The organism is Sphingomonas sp. Leaf17 (assembly GCF_001421505.1).
Classification (GTDB): Bacteria; Pseudomonadota; Alphaproteobacteria; order Sphingomonadales; family Sphingomonadaceae; genus Sphingomonas.
In genome coordinates this window covers 503,482-519,489 of the sequence record NZ_LMKL01000004.1, presented here as the reverse complement: position 1 = coordinate 519,489, position 16,008 = coordinate 503,482, and the positions used below count along the sequence as shown (strand labels likewise).

Genomic DNA, 16,008 nt, shown 5'->3' with positions numbered 1-16,008 from the left:
AGTTCATGTCCGGATACGAGTAAGTGCGGCAAGCTGGCCTTCGCCGGCCTGCTCGGGCTGGGCATCGCCCTGATCCAGCAGCAACAGGCCGCTGGCATCGAACGTCATCGTCACCACCGTTCCGCCCCCTGCCCGGTCGGTAAATGCCAGGGTTCCAAGATGCTCCTCGACGATCTTCTTGACGATCGCGAGGCCAAGACCCGTGCCACGCGCACGCGTGGTCATATAGGGTTCGACGATGCGATCGCGTTCGGCCGGCAGACCGATTCCGGTGTCGGCAACCGTGATGTTCACTGTCGTCGGCGAAGGCCGGGCAAGAGTCAGCACGATTTCGCCGCCGCCCTGCCCGCCGCCCGGGCCTACCGCCTCGATCGCCTCGACCGCGTTCTTGACGATATTGGTCAGCGCCTGGCTTATCTGGCGGCGATCGCACACCAGCGTGGGCGGATCATCGTCATGGCGCAGGACGAAACGGATGGTGGGGTGCGCGACTTCGTGCAGAAACAACGCCTGTCGCGCCGCATCGAGCAACGATTCCTCGCGAAACACGGGTTTTGGCATTCGTGCGAAGGAGGAAAACTCGTCGACCATCCGCCGCAGATCGCCAACCTGCCGCACGATGGTGTCGGTCAGCCGCGCGAAGGTGCCGTCGTCCTGCTCCAGCTTGCTGCCGTACCGGCGTTGCAGCCGCTCGGCCGCAAGCTGGATCGGCGTTAGCGGGTTCTTGATTTCGTGGGCGATGCGGCGCGCCACGTCGGACCAGGCCGCGCGCCGCTGGTCAATCAGTTGCTGGGTGATGTCGTCGAACGTCAGGATCGGGCCGGCATCCGTCCGGGCGATACGGACGGCCAGCGTCCGTGCCTCCTCGCCGGCCATGACCTGGACGATCGCCTCGCGCGCACCGCTGTCGATCAGATCGTCCAGTTCACTCGACACCTGCGCCAGCGGCCGCCCGACCAACTGGTCGGTGCCGAGCAGGTCGAGCGCGGAGCGATTGGCGATCTGGATCCGTCGGTCTCCACCCGTGGCAATCACACCAGCGGAGACTCCGGTCATCACCGCCTCGATCAAGGCCCGCCGGTTCTCCAGCTGATCATTGGCGGCGACCAGCGCGGTGTTCTGCTGCTGGATACGCCCCGTCATCTGGTTGAACGCGCTGGCCAGCGTGCCGACCTCGTCGCGGGTGCGCGGGCCTGTCACGCGTGCCGTCAGATCGCCACCGGCAACGCGGCGCGCGGCATCGACGAGTTCGCCGACGGGCCGCACCAACCGGTCCGCAACGGCCAGTGCGATCCAGACCGCGATACCGACGATCAGCAGCGACAGAATCAACAACGCCGCGTTGAACTGAAGCTGCAGGGAGCGGGCACGCACCAGCAACGCCTTGTAATTGGCGAACGCCGCCTCGGCGAGCTCGGTCTGGTCCTGAAACTGGCCGGGATCGGTCACGCGGGCGGCATACAGGAAGCGTTCCGGCTTGCCCGGAAGCCGCACGACCGTCTTGATACGATCGTTCTGGACGTTCACGACGCTGCGCTGACCGGCCCGCAGTCGCGACACCATTTCCGGGTTGAGTTGCTTCGACATGTCGATGCCGTATTCGTTATATTCCAGGTCGACCCGCGGTCGTCCGTTCACCGGCAGCGACAGGATCGCCCCCTCGGACAGGCCGCGCAGGAACAACTGGCCGCCAAGCACGGGCTTCATCACGACCCGGTCGATCGGGCGCTGACCGATCTCACCGGCCAGGTCGTTACCCATCGTGACAGTGGCTTCCTCCCAGCGTTGCAGCGTCTGGTTGTAGGAAACGCGGGTCAGGGCAATCGCGTTTTCGAAGACGCCACGCGCCCGGTCGGAATACCAGAACTGGACACCGTACTGGAACAGCAGCGACGCGCCGATGGTCACGAGCAGCATCGGGATCGCCGCGACCAGCGAGAAGATCGCCACCAGACGGACGTGCAGCTCGCCCTGCCCGCCAACCAGCGACCGCGCCGCGCGCCGCTTCGCCACGCGCCGGCCGATCAGCATCATCAGGGCGATGCCCGGCACAAGGTTGGCGACCAGCAGGCCGGCGACCAGCGCCGGCTCGATTAGGCCTTGCGGCGTGTCGCTGTGGCTGATCGCGTAATAGCTGGCGACGGCAACCGCGATGACGATGGCAAGCACCATCACCTCGACCAACGGGGTTACCGTAAAGCCGCTCCGGGGTTCGTCCGTCTCGTAGTCAGGTGACGCTGCGGCGATCATTCGTTGCATCAATACAACGTCGACCGTTGCCGGGAAACCACATAATGCAGGAAAAGCGGTCGGGCGGGCGGTTATCCCGTCCGGCCGGGGTCGATTCCCAAAGTATCCAGCCGTTTGCGCAAGGTGTTGCGATTGATGCCAAGCGCGCGGGCGGCGCGCAGCTGGTTCTGGCCGTGCCGCGCCAGCATGAGCTCGATCAACGGGCGTTCAACCTCCCCGATGACCCGGTCGTACAGGCTGCCATCGTCCAGCGCGGCTGGCCGTTCGCGCGCGATCCGGTCGATCAGCGCGCGCACGGCGTCGGTCAGGTCGGGGGTCGCGGTCGTACCGACAAGGCCCGTACCCGGTCCGGCTCCGGTTCCAGCACCGATCATCGCGCGGACGGCATCGCCTGCGATCACCTCGTCCCGCGCCAGCACGGCCAGGCGACGCATCAGGTTTTCCAGTTCGCGGACGTTGCCTGGCCAGTCATGCCCCTCCAGCACGGTGATCGCGCTCTCGTCCAACTGCCGGCGCGGCAGGCCCTGCGCCGCGGCTTCATCCAGGAAATGGCGCGCGAGCAGCGCGATGTCATTGCCGCGATCCCGCAACGGCGGCAGCGCGATCGGCACCACGTTCAGCCGATAGAACAGATCCTCCCGAAACTGGCCGGAGGCGACATGCGCCGCCAGATCGCGATTGGTGGCCGCGACGATGCGGACGTCGGCGCGGATCGTGCGCGCGCCGCCGACGCTGGTGAACTCGCCTGATTGCAGGACACGCAGCAACCGGGTCTGCGCCTCCATCGGCATGTCGCCGATTTCGTCTAGGAACAATGTGCCCCCGGCGGCCTGCTCGAAGCGGCCGGCGTTCCGCTGGGCAGCGCCGGTGAAGGCGCCGCGTTCGTGGCCGAACAGCTCCGCCTCGATCAGTTCACGCGGAATGGCGGCCATGTTGATCGCCACGAACGGGGCCTGCGCGCGGGGTCCAAGGTCATGGACCGCCCGCGCCACCAGTTCCTTGCCGGTCCCCGATTCGCCCGACACCAGCACGGTCAGGTCGTTCGACACCAGTCGGGCGATGGTGCGGTACACGTCCTGCATCGCCGGCGACCGCCCGATCAGCGGCAGCGCCCCTTCGTCCCCGACCGGACTTTCCGCCGACAGGCCACGCCGGGCCAGCGCACCCGCTACCGCGCGGGTCAGCGTATCCAGATCGAACGGCTTGGGCAGGTAATCATACGCCCCCGCCTCGGTCGCGCGGATCGCGGTGGTCAGCGTGTTCTGCGCCGACAGGACGATGACCGGCAGCGCCGGGAACCGTGCGGCGATATCGCGCAGATTGTCCAGCCCGTCGCCGTCCGGCAGGACCACGTCGGTCACCAGCACATCGGGAACGCCAAGCGACAGGGCGCGCGCCAGTTGCGCCAGGCTTTCGGCAACCGATACCTCGTATCCCGCACGCCGCAGCGCCTGCGCGACGACGGTACGGATCGCGGCATCGTCATCGACGACCAGCACGCGGCTCATGACGCGGCTCGCGGCAGCAGCAGGCGGAAGACGGTCATTTCGGGCGATCCTTCGCGGGCATATTGAACGATTCCGCCCATGTCGTGCATCAGCTTGTCGACCAGCGCGAGGCCAAGGCCCTTGCCCTCCCGCCGCCCCGACACGAACGGGTCGAACAGGTGCTCGGCGATGTCGGCCGGCGCGCCGGGGCCATTGTCGACGACGCAGATCTCGATCGGCAGCGGCAGGCGCGGCTGACCCGGTGCCGGGCTGACCGACATGCCGTGGCGGTAGGCGGTGGTCAGGATCAGCCGTGGATTGCGAACGCACAGCACGGCTTCGCGCGCATTCTTGAGCAGGTTTATCAGGATCTGCACCAGGGCGTCACGGTTGATCCGCGCTGGCGGCAGCGAAGGGTCGAACCGCTCCTCGATCGTCAGCCCGCGGGCGAACCCCGCCAGTGCGACACCGCGCGCATGGTCGAGCAGCGGATAGATGTTCTGCGCCTCGACCGGCAGCACGCGGGTGTCGGTGAAATCCTCCATCCGGTCGATCAGCGCCACGATACGGTCGACCTCGGTCGTGATGAGGTCGGTCAGCTCGTTGGGACCGAGCAACTGTGCCGCACCGCGAATCCCCGACAGCGGGTTCTTGATCTCGTGCGCCAGCATCGCCGCCGCGCCCACCGCCGCCCGCGCACCGGCGGCACGATCCGCGCTGTGGCCCAGACGGCGCGAAATCGCCGCGTTGTGCAGGGTGATGGTGCGCCACCCCGGATGGTCGGGCACCTGTGCCTCGACAAAATCGACCCGGATCTTCAGACCGCGCGCGGTTTCGATGGCGATGTCGAACATGGCCAGCCCCTGCCCGTCCCGGGTCGGTGCCTCGGCCGGTGGCGGCAGGATCGCGGTCAGCGGCTGCCCGACCATCAGCCGTTCGGACAGGTTTAGCATCTGTTCGGCAACGGCATTGACGTGGGCAATGCGGCCGTCGGGATCGACCACCATCACCGCCACCGGCAGGGCCGACAACAGGTCCGCGAACGCCGGCCGGCCCCGCCCCGTCGTGGTTACCACCGCGCCAGCCGATCAGGCCGCCGCACGATCAATCCAGGGTGCGTAGAACTCGGCCAGCATCGCCTTGACGACCGCCGGATCAGGCACCTGGTTCACCGCGTTGCGGAACTCGGCCGACCCCTTCAGCCCCTTGGTATACCAACCGATATGCTTGCGGCTCATGTTCACGCCGGTGACGATGCCATAATGTTCGAGATTGGCCTCGTAATGCTCGACAATCACGCGATATTGCTCGTCAAGGCTTGGATCGGGCAGTCGCTCGCCCGTCGTCAGATAGGCCATGACCTGCCCCAGCAGCCAGGGCCGGCCATAGGCACCGCGCCCGATCATCAGACCGTCGGCGCCCGACTGTTCCAGCGCCGCGTCGGCGTCCTCCAGCGAACAGATGTCGCCATTGGCGATCACTGGCACGGATACCGCGTCCTTCACCCGGCGGATGAATGCCCAGTCGGCCGAATCACGATACATCTGATTGCGGGTGCGGCCATGCACGGTGATGAGCTTGCAGCCCAGATCCTCGGCAATGCGCGCCAGTTCGGGCGCGTTGAGCGTTTCGTGACTCCAGCCCATCCGCATCTTCAGCGTCACCGGCACGTCGACCGCCTTCACGGTCGCGTCGATAATCGACGCCGCCAGCGTCAGGTCGCGCATCAGCGCCGATCCGGCGTCGCCATTGGTGACCTTGCGCACCGGGCAGCCCATGTTGATGTCGATGATCGCGGCACCGCGATCGGCATTCAGCTTCGCCGCCTCACCCATTTCATAGGGCGTACAGCCGACAAGCTGCATCGACACCGGCTCCTCCAGCGGATGCCACGCGGCCTTCTGCAGCGATTGGCGCGTCTCGCGGATCGCCGCCTGACTGGCTATCATCTCGGTCACGTTCAGACCGGAGCCATAGCGACGCACGAGCGTGCGGAACGGCATGTCGGTAACGCCGGTCATCGGCGCCAGCACGACGGGGGTGTCGATCCGCACCGGGCCGACATGGATGGGATTGAGCTTGCGCATGATCTGCCTGAAAAACAGGCATCTCCCTAGACGATTTGCCTGTGGCAAGCAAGGATCACGGAGCATCGGGCCGATCGTCGGGTGCGCGGCCGCCAGTCTTCAAACCGCGAGCATATCGGCGTACAGCGCGGGCATGACCGACCGATCACGCACCATCGCGCTTGTCGTCGCCGGAGGACAGGGCCTGCGGGCCGGCGGCGGCGTTCCGAAACAGTTCGCGACCATCGCGGGCCGGCCGATGCTGTCCCATGCCGTCGCCGCCTTTGCGCGCCACCCCGCGATCGACGCCGTCGTCGTCGTCATCGGCGAAGGACAGCAGGCGCAGGTCGCGGCGATGCTGCCCGACGTGCGCGTCGTCGTTGGTGGCGCGAGCCGGCGCGAATCGGTCGCCTGCGGGCTGGCCGCGATCCGGGGCGATGGTTTCGATCGCATCCTCGTCCACGACGCGGCGCGCCCCTTTGCACCGGCCGACGTTATCGCCGCCGTCGTCGCGGCACTGGACGATCACGACGCCGCGGTTCCGGTCCTGCCCGTCGCCGACACCGTCGCGCGGGGTGACGGCCTGCTCGGCGACGTCGTGCCGCGTGACGGCCTGTGGCGGATACAGACACCGCAGGGATTCCGGTTGCCCATGCTGGCGGAGGCACACGCCGCCTGGCCTTTGAGCGAAGACGCGACCGACGACGCGCAGATGGTCAGACGGCTTGGCGGCACCGTCGCATTGGTGCAGGGCAGCACGATGCTCGAAAAAGTCACCTATCCAGAAGATTTCGCCGCCGCCGAAGCGCGGATCACCCGGCCCTGGCAGACGCGGATGGCCACCGGCTTCGACGTTCACCGGTTGGAGGACGGCGAGGAATTGTGGCTTGGTGGCATCCATATTCCACACCATCAGGGCCTGTCCGGGCACAGTGACGCCGACGTCGCACTCCACGCGCTGACCGATGCACTGCTCGGCACGATCGCGGCCGGCGACATCGGCACGCATTTCCCCCCCAGCGACCCGCAGTGGAAGGGCGCGGACTCCGCACAGTTTCTGGTTCACGCCGCCAGCCTGATCGCGGCCAAGGGCGGCGAAATCGTGTTCGTCGACCTGACCCTGATGTGCGAGGCTCCCAAGATCGGACCGCACCGTGCGGCGATGACGACGCGGATCGCCGCCCTGCTGGGGCTGCCCGAGGACTGCGTGAGCGTGAAGGCGACCACCACCGAGCGGCTTGGTTTCACCGGTCGCGGCGAGGGGATCGCGGCGCAGGCGGCGGCCACCGTCCGCCTGCCGGAGCGGATCGCGTGACGCGCATTCTGGCGATCCTTGCGGCCATGTCGGTCGCCACGCCGGTACAGGCGCAAATCTGCGTGACGCCGGCCGAGGCCGAGGGACTTGCGCTGGTGGCGATGCCCGACATCATCCGCGAAACCGGCCGGGTCTGCGCGACCGCCCTACCCGCCACCAGTCTGGTCCGGCGCGGCGACAGTACATTTCTGGCGCGCTATCAGGCGGAGGCGGATCGCGCCTGGCCATCGGTGAAGGCGACCATCGCCAAGGTCACCGATCCGTCGGTATCCCTTTTGCTCGATTCCGACTTTGCGCGGCCGATGCTCAGTTCGCTGCTGGTGCCGCAACTGGTCGGGCGTATCGCGGTGTCCGATTGTGGGACGATCGACCGACTGGTGACCTTGCTCGCCCCCCTGCCGCCGCGCAATACGGCGGGAATCGTCGTGACGACCCTGGCGTACCTGAAGGCCGAAAAGGCCAAGGGCCGCAATGTCGCGGTCCCCGACCTGCCGCTCTGTTCCACCGGGAGACGTTGATGGACACGATCCTGCCGACCGAGCTGGTCGACCTGGCCCGCCGCGTGGTCGAGGAAAATCATGCGATCGGCCGCACCGTTGCGCTGGCGGAAAGCTGTACCGGGGGGCTTGTCGCCGCCGCGCTGACCGAGATACCGGGATCGTCCGCGGTGCTGGAGGCCGGATTTGTCACCTATTCCAACGACGCGAAAATGTCGCTGGTCGGGGTCAACGCCGATCTTCTCGATACGTTCGGGGCGGTATCCATCGCGGTCGGGTGGAGCATGGCGCTGGGCGCGCTGAAGAACAGCGGAGCCGATGTCGCCGTGGCGATCACCGGTGTCGCCGGTCCGGATGGGGGCACGGCGAAAAAGCCAGTGGGTACCGTCGTTTTTGCGCGGGCGGATCGCGGTGTCGATCCGGCCGACGTTCATGCGGCACGCCGCGACTTCGGCGATCTCGGGCGCGGCGGTATCCGGCTTCAGGCGGCGCTGGTCGCGCTGGAACTGCTGTTGCCGGACGTGCCCGCACCGTAAAGTTTTGCCGCGCGATCCTCGAATGCGCCGATCATCCGGCGCAGCGCGGCACCAAAGACCTGGCCCGCCAGCATTTCGAACACGCGGTTCTTGAACGCGAAGTCGACACTGAAGTCGACAAGGCATCCCTGCCCGTCAGGCTTGAACCGCCATTCGTTGCGCAGATACTTCAGTGGCCCTTCGATATAATCGACCGTGATGGCGTCGGGCCGCGACTTCTGCACGCGTGACGTGAACGTCTCGCGCAGCCCCTTGAAACCCACAATCATGTCGGCCAGCGTCTCGGTTTCGCTATCCGAGCGCACCCGCATCGCCGTCACCCATGGCAGGAACTGCGGATATTTCCCGACGTCAGCGACCAGATCGTACATCTGGTCGGGTGTGTACGGCAGACGGCGGGTTTCGGCGTGACGCGGCATGTCAGCGCTTTGCCAGCTTTGCCTCGCGCGCGTCACGCAGGCGGGCAAAATCCTCGCCCGCATGATAGCTCGACCGGGTCAGCGGTGACGAGGCGACCAGAAGAAATCCCTTGGCCCGCGCGATGCCGGCATAGGCGTCAAACGCCTTAGGCGTCACGAACTCGGCGACCTTGGCGTGGCGTGGTGTTGGCTGCAGATACTGGCCCATCGTCAGGAAGTCGATGTCAGCGGACCGCATGTCGTCCATCACCTGGTGGATCTCCAGCCGTTCCTCGCCAAGCCCCAGCATCACGCCGGACTTGGTAAAAATCGACGGGTCGTGACGCTTCACGCTCTCCAGCAACCGCAGCGAGGCGTAATAGCGCGCGCCCGGCCGGATCGTCGGATACAGCCGGGGGACGGTTTCCAGATTGTGATTGTACACATCCGGCCCCGCCTCGACGATCGACTCGATCGCGGCTTGCGCCTTGTTGCGGAAATCGGGCGTCAGGATCTCGATCGTCGTCGTCGGGTTGGTCCGGCGGATCGCCTGAATAACCTTCACGAACTGCGATGCGCCGCCATCAGGCAGGTCGTCGCGATCGACCGACGTCACGACGATGTGGTTCAAGCCCATCTGCGCGGCGGCGTCGGCGACATTCTGAGGCTCCATCGGGTCGACCGCCCGGGGCATGCCCGTCTTGACATTGCAAAAGGCACAGGCGCGGGTGCAGGTATCGCCAAGGATCATGACCGTGGCGTGCTTCTTGGTCCAGCATTCGCCGATATTGGGGCAGGCAGCCTCCTCGCACACCGTCGTCAGGCTTTTAGCCCGCATCAGCGCCTTGGTCGCCGCAAAACCCGCCGACGTCGGCGCCTTGACCCGAATCCAGTCCGGCTTGCGGAGGCGCGGGATACCAATCTGCGTTATTTCGTTCATGGGGTGCAGATAGCGACTGACGCTCGCAGGAACAACCAACCAGAGGTGCTAACGTGACCGACTTTTCCAACCTGATCGAAGGCTATCATCGCTTCCGCGAGGGCGAGTGGCTTGAAGAGCGGGAACGCTGGAGCGAACTGGCGACCGGGCAAAGCCCGAAGGTGATGATTATCGCCTGCTCGGACAGCCGGGTCGAACCCGCCACGATCTTCGGGTCACGGCCCGGCGAAGTATTCGTCGTGCGCAACGTCGCCAACCTCGTGCCGCCGTTCGACACCAGCGGCGGCCTGCACGGTGTGTCGGCAGCGGTGGAGTTCGCCGTGACGAAACTGAAGGTCGAGGAAGTCGTGGTCATGGGCCACGGCGCATGCGGCGGCGTCAACGCCGCGCTCACCCGCAGCCTCAAGGATTCGAAGCCCGGCGAGGGCGGTTTCGTCGCAGAATGGATCGGCCTCCTCGATGAGGCGCGTGAGAAGGTCGTACACGAACATGGCGAAGGCCCGGACGGCCAGTTCGCGCTGGAGCAGGAGGGCGTGAAAGTCTCGATCGAAAATCTCAAAACCTTCCCCTTCATCCAGCAGGGTCTGGCGGACGGCACGTTGAAGCTGCGCGGCGCTGTGTTCGCGATCGCCGACGGCAAGCTGCGCGTGTTGCAGGACGACGGCAGCTTCCAGGCCGTCTGATCGCTTAAAGGACACCCGTCGTTCCGTATCGGCGCGACGGGTGTACCGCTAGATAATTCCGGCATCCTTTGCCGCCTTGGCTACATCGGCGGCCAATGGTGGCGGTTTCATCGGAACATCAGCCTCAAGTCGGTCGGCAATGTGGGTCAGGGCCGCGATACGGGCGGACTTTTTGTCGTTCCCGTCAATGACAGTCCACGGTGCCGCGACGGTGTCGGTCCGCAAAAACATCTCGGCCATGGCCGTCAGGTAATCGCCGCGCTTTTCCCTGTTCCGGTAGTCTTCAAGCCCGGTCTTCCAGTGTTTCCAGGGCTCTTCGAGCCGCGCCTTCAGGCGGCGGTCCTGTTCGGCTTGGGTAACGTGGACGAACAGCTTGATGACGCTGGTGCCGCTGGCGATCATCTGCGCCTCGAATGCGTTGATTTCGTCATAGCCACGCCGCCATTCGGCCTCGCTGGCATAGCCCTCGACCCGTTCGACCAGCACGCGCCCGTACCAGCTGCGGTCGAACACGGCGATGTCGCCGGCCTCAGGCAATTTGGTCCAGAACCGCCAGAGAAAGTGCCGTGCCTTTTCCGGCGGGGTCGGGCTGCTGATCGGCCAGACCTCGTAGAAGCGCGGATCCCATTCGGCGGTCAGCCGCTGGATGATCCCACCCTTTCCGGCCGCGTCCCAGCCCTCCAGCATGACCATTGCCGGTCGCTTGTGCGCGGCATGCGCGACCTGGATCTTCTCCAGCCGCGCCTGCAACGCCTTGAGGTCCTTTTTGTAATAACCGTCATATTTGCGGCCGGCTTCATGGTCTTCAAGGTCGATCATGCGGTAGCTTAACCGCCTGACCGACCATGTCGATAGCCACGCGAAGGCTTATTCCGGCGCGACGACCTTCGGCGCGACCTTCGGAGCTTCGGCGGTCGACCGCAGGTTCAGTTCCTTCATCTGGCGCGCGGTCGGGAAGCTGGGTGCGCCCATCATCAGATCCTCGGCCTTGCCGTTCAGCGGGAACAGCGTGACCTCACGGATGTTGGGTTCGCTCGCGAGCAGCATGACCATCCGGTCGACGCCGGGTGCCGCGCCACCGTGCGGCGGCGCACCAAACTTGAACGCGTTGATCATGCCCGCGAAATTGGTGTCGACATCGGCCTGGCTGTAACCGGCGATCTCGAACGCCTTGTACATGATCTCCGGCTTGTGGTTCCGGATCGCGCCCGAACACAGTTCAATGCCGTTACAGACGATGTCGTACTGATAGGCGAGAATATCGAGCGGGTTTTGCGTGTTCAGCGCCTCCAGCTCACCCTGCGGCATCGAGAACGGGTTGTGGCTGAAATCGACCTTCTTGGCGTCCTCGTCATATTCGAACATCGGGAAGTCGACGATCCAGCAGAACTCGAACCGGCTCTCGTCGATCAGGCCCAGTTCAGTGCCGATCCGGGTACGCGCGGCACCCGCCAGCTTGGCGGCGGCCAGTTCCTTGCCGGCCGCAAAGAAGATGCCGTCATTCGGCCCCAGGCCCAGCGCCTCGACCAGCTTGCGCGTCGCTTCCTCGCCATGGTTCTTGGCGATCGGGCCGCCAAGCTCGCCGTTCTTCTGGGTGATGTAGCCAAGGCCGGCATGCCCCTCGGTCCGCGCCCAGTCGTTCATGTCGGTAAAGAACTTGCGGCTCTTGTCCGCGGTGTTCGGCGCGGGGATCGCGCGGACCACGTCGCCGCCGGCGACGATGCCGGCGAACAGGCCAAAGCCCGACCCCTCGAAATGCGACGACACGTCGGAGATGAGGATCGGGTTGCGCAGGTCGGGCTTGTCGCTGCCGTATTTCAGCATCGATTCGCGGTACGGGATCCGCACGAACGGCGACGCCGAGACGGTGCGACCGCGACCCTGCCAGTCGGCGAACTCCTCGAAGATACCGTGCAGGACCGGCTCGATCGCCTGGAACACGTCTTCCTGCGTGACGAAGCTCATCTCGAAATCGAGCTGGTAGAACTCGCCGGGCGAGCGGTCGGCGCGGCCGTCCTCGTCGCGGAAGCACGGTGCGATCTGGAAATAACGGTCGAAGCCGGCGACCATCAGCAACTGCTTGAACATCTGCGGCGCCTGCGGCAGCGCGTAGAACTTGCCCGGATGGACGCGGCTGGGGACCAGATAATCGCGCGCGCCCTCGGGGCTGCTGGCGGTCAGGATCGGCGTCTGGAACTCGGTGAAGCCCTGTTCGACCATGCGGTTGCGGATCGAGGTGATGACCTTGGCGCGCAGCATGATGTTGGCGTGGACGCGGTCGCGACGCAGGTCGAGATAGCGATAGCGCAGGCGGATATCTTCCGGATACTCCGCGTCGCCGGCAACCGGCAGCGGCAGTTCCTGCGCCGCCGACTGCAGCGTCACGCCGTGGCCGGCGTCCGAATCCTTCGGGAAGACCTCGACCTCGCCGGTCGGCAAATTCGGGTTGATCGTCTCGGGCGATCGCGCCGTCACTTCCCCGATGATCGTCACGACGCTTTCGACCCGCGCCTTGTCGACCACGTCATAACCGGGCCAGCCGGGGTGCAGCGTGATCTGGGTGATGCCGTAATGGTCGCGCAGATCGACGAACAGCAGGCCGCCATGGTCGCGCTTGCGGTGGACCCATCCGGACAGCTTGACCGTCTGGCCGGCGTCGGTCGCGCGCAGGGCGCCGCAGGTATGGGTGCGATAGGCGTGCATGGTCTGGTCTTCTTCTGTCTACGGCTGACCCCTGACCGCGTCGGCGCTCCGGCGCGTCCCGCGGCCGGGGTAACGGCTGATCGGATACCCCGCGCTTGTCCACCGCAACCCGCCTTTGTCAAGGCGGACCACCCTCGCTATGGATTGCACCATGCATATCCATCCCCTGATTTCCGACAGCGCCAGCCTCGCGAATCTCTGCACCCGCCTCGCCCAGTCGCCGTTCGTGTGTGTCGACACCGAGTTCATGCGCGAAAGCACCTTCTGGCCCGAACTGTGCCTGATCCAGGTTGCCGACGCGCACGAGGCCGCCGCCATCGACCCGATGGCTCCCGGCATAGACCTGAAGCCGCTGCTCGACCTGATGACCGAGAATGAGGACGTGCTGAAGATCTTCCATGCCGGCGGGCAGGATTTGGAAATTGTGTACAATCTGACCGGAAAGACCCCTTACCCGCTGTTCGATACGCAGGTGGCGGCAATGGCACTGGGTCAGGGCGAGCAGATCGGCTATTCCAACCTTGTCGATAGCTGGCTCGGGATCAGCGTCGACAAGGGCGCGCGGTTTACCGACTGGGCGCGCCGACCGCTGGATGCGCGACAGATCGAATATGCGATCGGAGACGTGACGCACCTGTCCAGGATCTTCCCCAAGATGCTGGAGCGGCTGAAGAAGACCGGGCGTGGCGGCTGGCTGGATCAGGAAATGGAGCGGCTTGGCGACCCCGCCAATTACGCCAACGACCCCGAACTGGCGTGGAAGCGCGTGCGTATCTCGGGCCGCAAGCCCGATGTGCTTGGCCGGCTGAAAGCGATCGCGCGGTGGCGCGAACTGGAAGCACAGTCGAAGGATCTGCCGCGCGGTCGGATCATGAAGGACGAAACGGTTGCCGATCTCGCCGGGCATCCGCCGAAGAAGCAGGCCGATCTGTCCCGCGTCCGCGGCCTGTCGGCAAGCTGGGCGAACAACGAGATCGGCGCGCGGTTGATCGCGGCGATCGAGTCGGCCGAACCGATGGACGCCGACGAAATGCCGGTGCGCGACGACCGCAAGCCGGGCCTGGGCAAGGAAGGCTCACTCGTCGCGGACCTGCTGAAACTGCTGCTGAAAATCCGCTCGCGCGACATTGATGTTGCGTCGAAACTGCTTGCCAGGACCGAAGAGCTGGAATTGCTCGCAGCCGGTCAACGCACGGGTCTGGCCATGCTGGAGGGCTGGCGATTCGACCAGTTCGGCCGCGATGCGCTGGATCTCGTCGAAGGGCGGCTGGCCTTTGCGGTCGTCGGCGGCAAGCTGAAGATGACGCGGACGGAAGACGCAGCGTGACCCGTACTACACCGCTCATCGCGGTCGCGCTGGGCATGTCGGCCTGCACCACGCCACCCCACCCGGTCGCGACCGGGCCGGGGCCGGCCGGCTGCACCACCGACGCGCTTGCCGACCTGATCGGCAAGCGCGCAAAAACGGCGTTGGGCAGCGCGGCGATGCAGCGGTCGGGCGCGAAGGCGATGCGGTGGCTGCGGCCAGACAGCGCCATGACCATGGACTATCGTACCGACCGGCTGAACATCCTGCTGAACGAGACCGACATGGTGATAGGATTCCGCTGCGGCTAGGGACTGCCGATCGCCAGGTCAGTCGATGAGCAGCTTGGCCCCGCGCCCCATCGCGGTCGCCAGCGCGACGTGCCGGCGCTCGACCGCCTCGCCATACAGCGCGACATCGGCATGGCGCAGGTTGAGCGCCAGCGTGGAGCCGTCATCCGACAGGCGCGACCGCTGTAACGGCCCGGCCAGTCCACCGCTCAACCGCTGGCCCAGCCGCATCGCCAGCCCCCATGCCGTGGCACGGTCGAGTGCGGCATCCGTCGTCAGGTTCGGCAAAGGGGCCGGCGTCGTGGTCGCGCCGCCAAGGCTGGTGAACAGCGCCTGTGCCAGCATCGCACGACCGCTGGCGTCGATGGCCACCCAATTGCCGTGCAACGCGATTTCGACACCGCGTTCGGCACGAAATTCGGGGTTTGCGCGCCAGCCGACGTCGGCGAGCAGGCAGGCGGCATGTCGCAGCCGCGCCTGGTCCGGCGGATCGGAATCGAACAACGGCGCGATCCAGCCATCGAGGAGATCGCCATGTTCGGCAAAGCGCCCCAGCCTGCGCCCCTCGTCTCGCGTGGCGACGATCAACGGATCCTGCCGCCGCGTTTCGGGATCGAGCGCGGCGAACAGCAATCCTTCGCGCAGGCCGAAGGCGGAGGCGACGGTGGTGGCGCTACCCAGTTCACGCAGCAGCGCGGCCAGCAATGCGGTGGCATCGGCCAGCGTCGCCGCGCGGGACGCCGACATGCCGGTCAACTCGCGCAGCCGCTGCTTGGACAGTTGCGACACCGTTCCCGCCAGTCCGCCGATCGACTGCGACGACATCGCATATTGGTGAATGACGGGCAGCGGATACCCGGTCAGCGCCATGTCCAGCTGCGCCAGCGCGCGCCACGATCCGCCGACCAGATACAGCGGCAGGCTCTGCCCGCGTCCGGTCCAGCCGGCGTCGGCGATCAGCGCCGCGACGTGTGCGTCCAGCGCGCCGGCCCCGCGCTGGCGGATCGCCGCGATCCGCAACACGCCCAACGGAAACGACACCCGCTCGCAGATCGCGCCATCGCGCACCCGCACCAGTTCCAGGCTGCCGCCGCCAAGATCGCCGACGATACCATCCGCCCCGGGAATCGCGGACAGGACGCCTTCGCCCGCGCCTTGCGCCTCCTGCTCGCCGGTCAGGATCTCGACGTTCAGGCCAAGCGCCTCGGCCGTGGCGATCAGGTCACCGCCGTTGCTGGCATCGCGCACGGCCGCCGTCGCGACAGTGCGCAGCGACGCCACCTCCATCTCACGCGCGACGGCGGCGAACCGGGCCAGCGCGACCCGCGCCTTGGCAAGGCCCGACCGCTCGATCGCGCCGGTCGCGGCCAACCCCTTGCCCAGGCCAGCCATCACCTTTTCGTTGAACAGGACGGCCGGCAGCCGTGTCGGCCCCTGATAGACCACGAGGCGGATCGAGTTCGATCCGATGTCGATAATCGCCGTCCGCTCAGGGGTCGCCTGTTCCACGCGGCGATGGAACAGCGCGGTGACGATG

General features: G+C 66.2%; 15 protein-coding genes. 6 read left to right on the top strand and 9 right to left on the bottom strand.

The genetic code is table 11. The features are described 5' to 3' along the window. Nucleotides 1-3: 3 nt before the first annotated feature. The 4 genes from ASE75_RS06695 to dusB form a co-directional block, all read right to left on the bottom strand. Nucleotides 4-2,250 (bottom strand): sensor histidine kinase, encoded by a 2,247-nt coding sequence (locus tag ASE75_RS06695; protein ID WP_055930801.1) that lies wholly within the window; start codon nucleotides 2,248-2,250, stop codon nucleotides 4-6. A 71-nt stretch (nucleotides 2,251-2,321) separates the two neighbouring features. Further along, complete coding sequence (gene ntrC, locus ASE75_RS06690) at nucleotides 2,322-3,758, bottom strand: nitrogen regulation protein NR(I) (RefSeq protein WP_055930796.1); 1,437 nt, start codon at nucleotides 3,756-3,758, stop codon at nucleotides 2,322-2,324. Beyond that, nucleotides 3,755-4,813 (bottom strand): two-component system sensor histidine kinase NtrB, encoded by a 1,059-nt coding sequence (locus tag ASE75_RS06685; protein WP_055930793.1) that lies wholly within the window; start codon nucleotides 4,811-4,813, stop codon nucleotides 3,755-3,757. The genes ntrC and ASE75_RS06685 overlap by 4 nt, the downstream gene beginning before the upstream one ends. Before the next feature lie 12 nt (nucleotides 4,814-4,825). Next, nucleotides 4,826-5,824, bottom strand: coding sequence for a tRNA dihydrouridine synthase DusB (gene dusB / locus ASE75_RS06680; RefSeq protein ID WP_055930790.1), 999 nt, complete (start codon nucleotides 5,822-5,824; stop codon nucleotides 4,826-4,828). Nucleotides 5,825-5,957: 133 nt separating this feature from the next. Here dusB and ASE75_RS06675 point away from each other — a divergent pair, with 133 nt between their 5' ends. Genes ASE75_RS06675 through ASE75_RS06665 form a run of 3 tightly spaced genes read left to right on the top strand, consistent with a single transcriptional unit; the run spans nucleotide 5,958 to nucleotide 8,151 of the window. Next, nucleotides 5,958-7,118 carry a bifunctional 2-C-methyl-D-erythritol 4-phosphate cytidylyltransferase/2-C-methyl-D-erythritol 2,4-cyclodiphosphate synthase gene (locus tag ASE75_RS06675; protein ID WP_055930787.1) on the top strand — a complete coding sequence of 387 codons (1,161 nt, stop codon included), beginning with the start codon at nucleotides 5,958-5,960 and terminating at the stop codon, nucleotides 7,116-7,118. Then, a complete protein-coding gene (locus ASE75_RS06670; protein ID WP_235512536.1) occupies nucleotides 7,115-7,636 on the top strand; it encodes a hypothetical protein in 522 nt (173 codons plus the stop codon). The genes ASE75_RS06675 and ASE75_RS06670 overlap by 4 nt, the downstream gene beginning before the upstream one ends. Next, nucleotides 7,636-8,151 (top strand): CinA family protein, encoded by a 516-nt coding sequence (locus ASE75_RS06665; RefSeq protein WP_055930784.1) that lies wholly within the window; start codon nucleotides 7,636-7,638, stop codon nucleotides 8,149-8,151. Before ASE75_RS06670 ends, ASE75_RS06665 begins: the two co-directional genes overlap by 1 nt. Here the strand turns inward: ASE75_RS06665 and ASE75_RS06660 are convergent. Next, nucleotides 8,097-8,570, bottom strand: a complete 474-nt coding sequence (locus tag ASE75_RS06660; protein ID WP_055930781.1) for a type II toxin-antitoxin system RatA family toxin — start codon at nucleotides 8,568-8,570, stop codon at nucleotides 8,097-8,099. The two genes, ASE75_RS06665 and ASE75_RS06660, sit on opposite strands and share 55 nt — an antisense overlap. Nucleotide 8,571: 1 nt before the next feature. Next, nucleotides 8,572-9,489, bottom strand: coding sequence for a lipoyl synthase (gene lipA / locus ASE75_RS06655; RefSeq protein WP_055930778.1), 918 nt, complete (start codon nucleotides 9,487-9,489; stop codon nucleotides 8,572-8,574). A gap of 53 nt (nucleotides 9,490-9,542) precedes the next feature. Here lipA and ASE75_RS06650 point away from each other — a divergent pair, with 53 nt between their 5' ends. Next, on the top strand, nucleotides 9,543-10,172 hold the full coding sequence (locus ASE75_RS06650) for a carbonic anhydrase (protein WP_055930775.1): 630 nt from the start codon (nucleotides 9,543-9,545) through the stop codon (nucleotides 10,170-10,172). A 48-nt stretch (nucleotides 10,173-10,220) separates the two neighbouring features. On the opposite strand, the gene ASE75_RS06645 is transcribed toward ASE75_RS06650, so the two are convergent. Further along, nucleotides 10,221-10,991 (bottom strand): polyphosphate kinase 2 family protein, encoded by a 771-nt coding sequence (locus ASE75_RS06645; protein ID WP_055930772.1) that lies wholly within the window; start codon nucleotides 10,989-10,991, stop codon nucleotides 10,221-10,223. Between the two features lie 48 nt (nucleotides 10,992-11,039). After that, nucleotides 11,040-12,875, bottom strand: a complete 1,836-nt coding sequence (gene aspS / locus ASE75_RS06640; RefSeq protein WP_055930769.1) for an aspartate--tRNA ligase — start codon at nucleotides 12,873-12,875, stop codon at nucleotides 11,040-11,042. A gap of 151 nt (nucleotides 12,876-13,026) precedes the next feature. On the opposite strand from aspS, the gene rnd reads away from it, so the two are divergent. Both rnd and ASE75_RS06630 read left to right on the top strand, forming a co-directional pair. Next, nucleotides 13,027-14,202: a ribonuclease D gene (gene rnd, locus ASE75_RS06635; RefSeq protein WP_055930766.1), complete on the top strand. Its 1,176-nt coding sequence runs from the start codon at nucleotides 13,027-13,029 to the stop codon at nucleotides 14,200-14,202. Further along, nucleotides 14,199-14,492, top strand: coding sequence for an I78 family peptidase inhibitor (locus tag ASE75_RS06630; protein WP_235512535.1), 294 nt, complete (start codon nucleotides 14,199-14,201; stop codon nucleotides 14,490-14,492). The genes rnd and ASE75_RS06630 overlap by 4 nt, the downstream gene beginning before the upstream one ends. 18 nt (nucleotides 14,493-14,510) lie before the next feature. On the opposite strand, the gene ASE75_RS06625 is transcribed toward ASE75_RS06630, so the two are convergent. Further along, nucleotides 14,511-16,007, bottom strand: a complete 1,497-nt coding sequence (locus ASE75_RS06625; RefSeq protein ID WP_443025300.1) for a Ppx/GppA phosphatase family protein — start codon at nucleotides 16,005-16,007, stop codon at nucleotides 14,511-14,513. Between the last annotated feature and the right edge of the window lies 1 nt (nucleotide 16,008).

Excerpts from the sequence above, each read along its gene's own strand:
- ntrC (WP_055930796.1), bottom strand. The coding sequence starts at position 3,758 with ATGAGCCGCGTGCTGGTCGTCGATGACGATGCCGCGATCCGTACCGTC.
- dusB (WP_055930790.1), bottom strand. The coding sequence starts at position 5,824 with ATGCGCAAGCTCAATCCCATCCATGTCGGCCCGGTGCGGATCGACACC.
- aspS (WP_055930769.1), bottom strand. The coding sequence starts at position 12,875 with ATGCACGCCTATCGCACCCATACCTGCGGCGCCCTGCGCGCGACCGAC.
- ASE75_RS06675 (WP_055930787.1), top strand. The coding sequence starts at position 5,958 with ATGACCGACCGATCACGCACCATCGCGCTTGTCGTCGCCGGAGGACAG.
- rnd (WP_055930766.1), top strand. The coding sequence starts at position 13,027 with ATGCATATCCATCCCCTGATTTCCGACAGCGCCAGCCTCGCGAATCTC.
- ASE75_RS06645 (WP_055930772.1), bottom strand. The coding sequence starts at position 10,991 with ATGATCGACCTTGAAGACCATGAAGCCGGCCGCAAATATGACGGTTAT.
- ASE75_RS06665 (WP_055930784.1), top strand. The coding sequence starts at position 7,636 with ATGGACACGATCCTGCCGACCGAGCTGGTCGACCTGGCCCGCCGCGTG.
- ASE75_RS06660 (WP_055930781.1), bottom strand. The coding sequence starts at position 8,570 with ATGCCGCGTCACGCCGAAACCCGCCGTCTGCCGTACACACCCGACCAG.
- ASE75_RS06695 (WP_055930801.1), bottom strand. The coding sequence starts at position 2,250 with ATGATCGCCGCAGCGTCACCTGACTACGAGACGGACGAACCCCGGAGC.
- lipA (WP_055930778.1), bottom strand. The coding sequence starts at position 9,489 with ATGAACGAAATAACGCAGATTGGTATCCCGCGCCTCCGCAAGCCGGAC.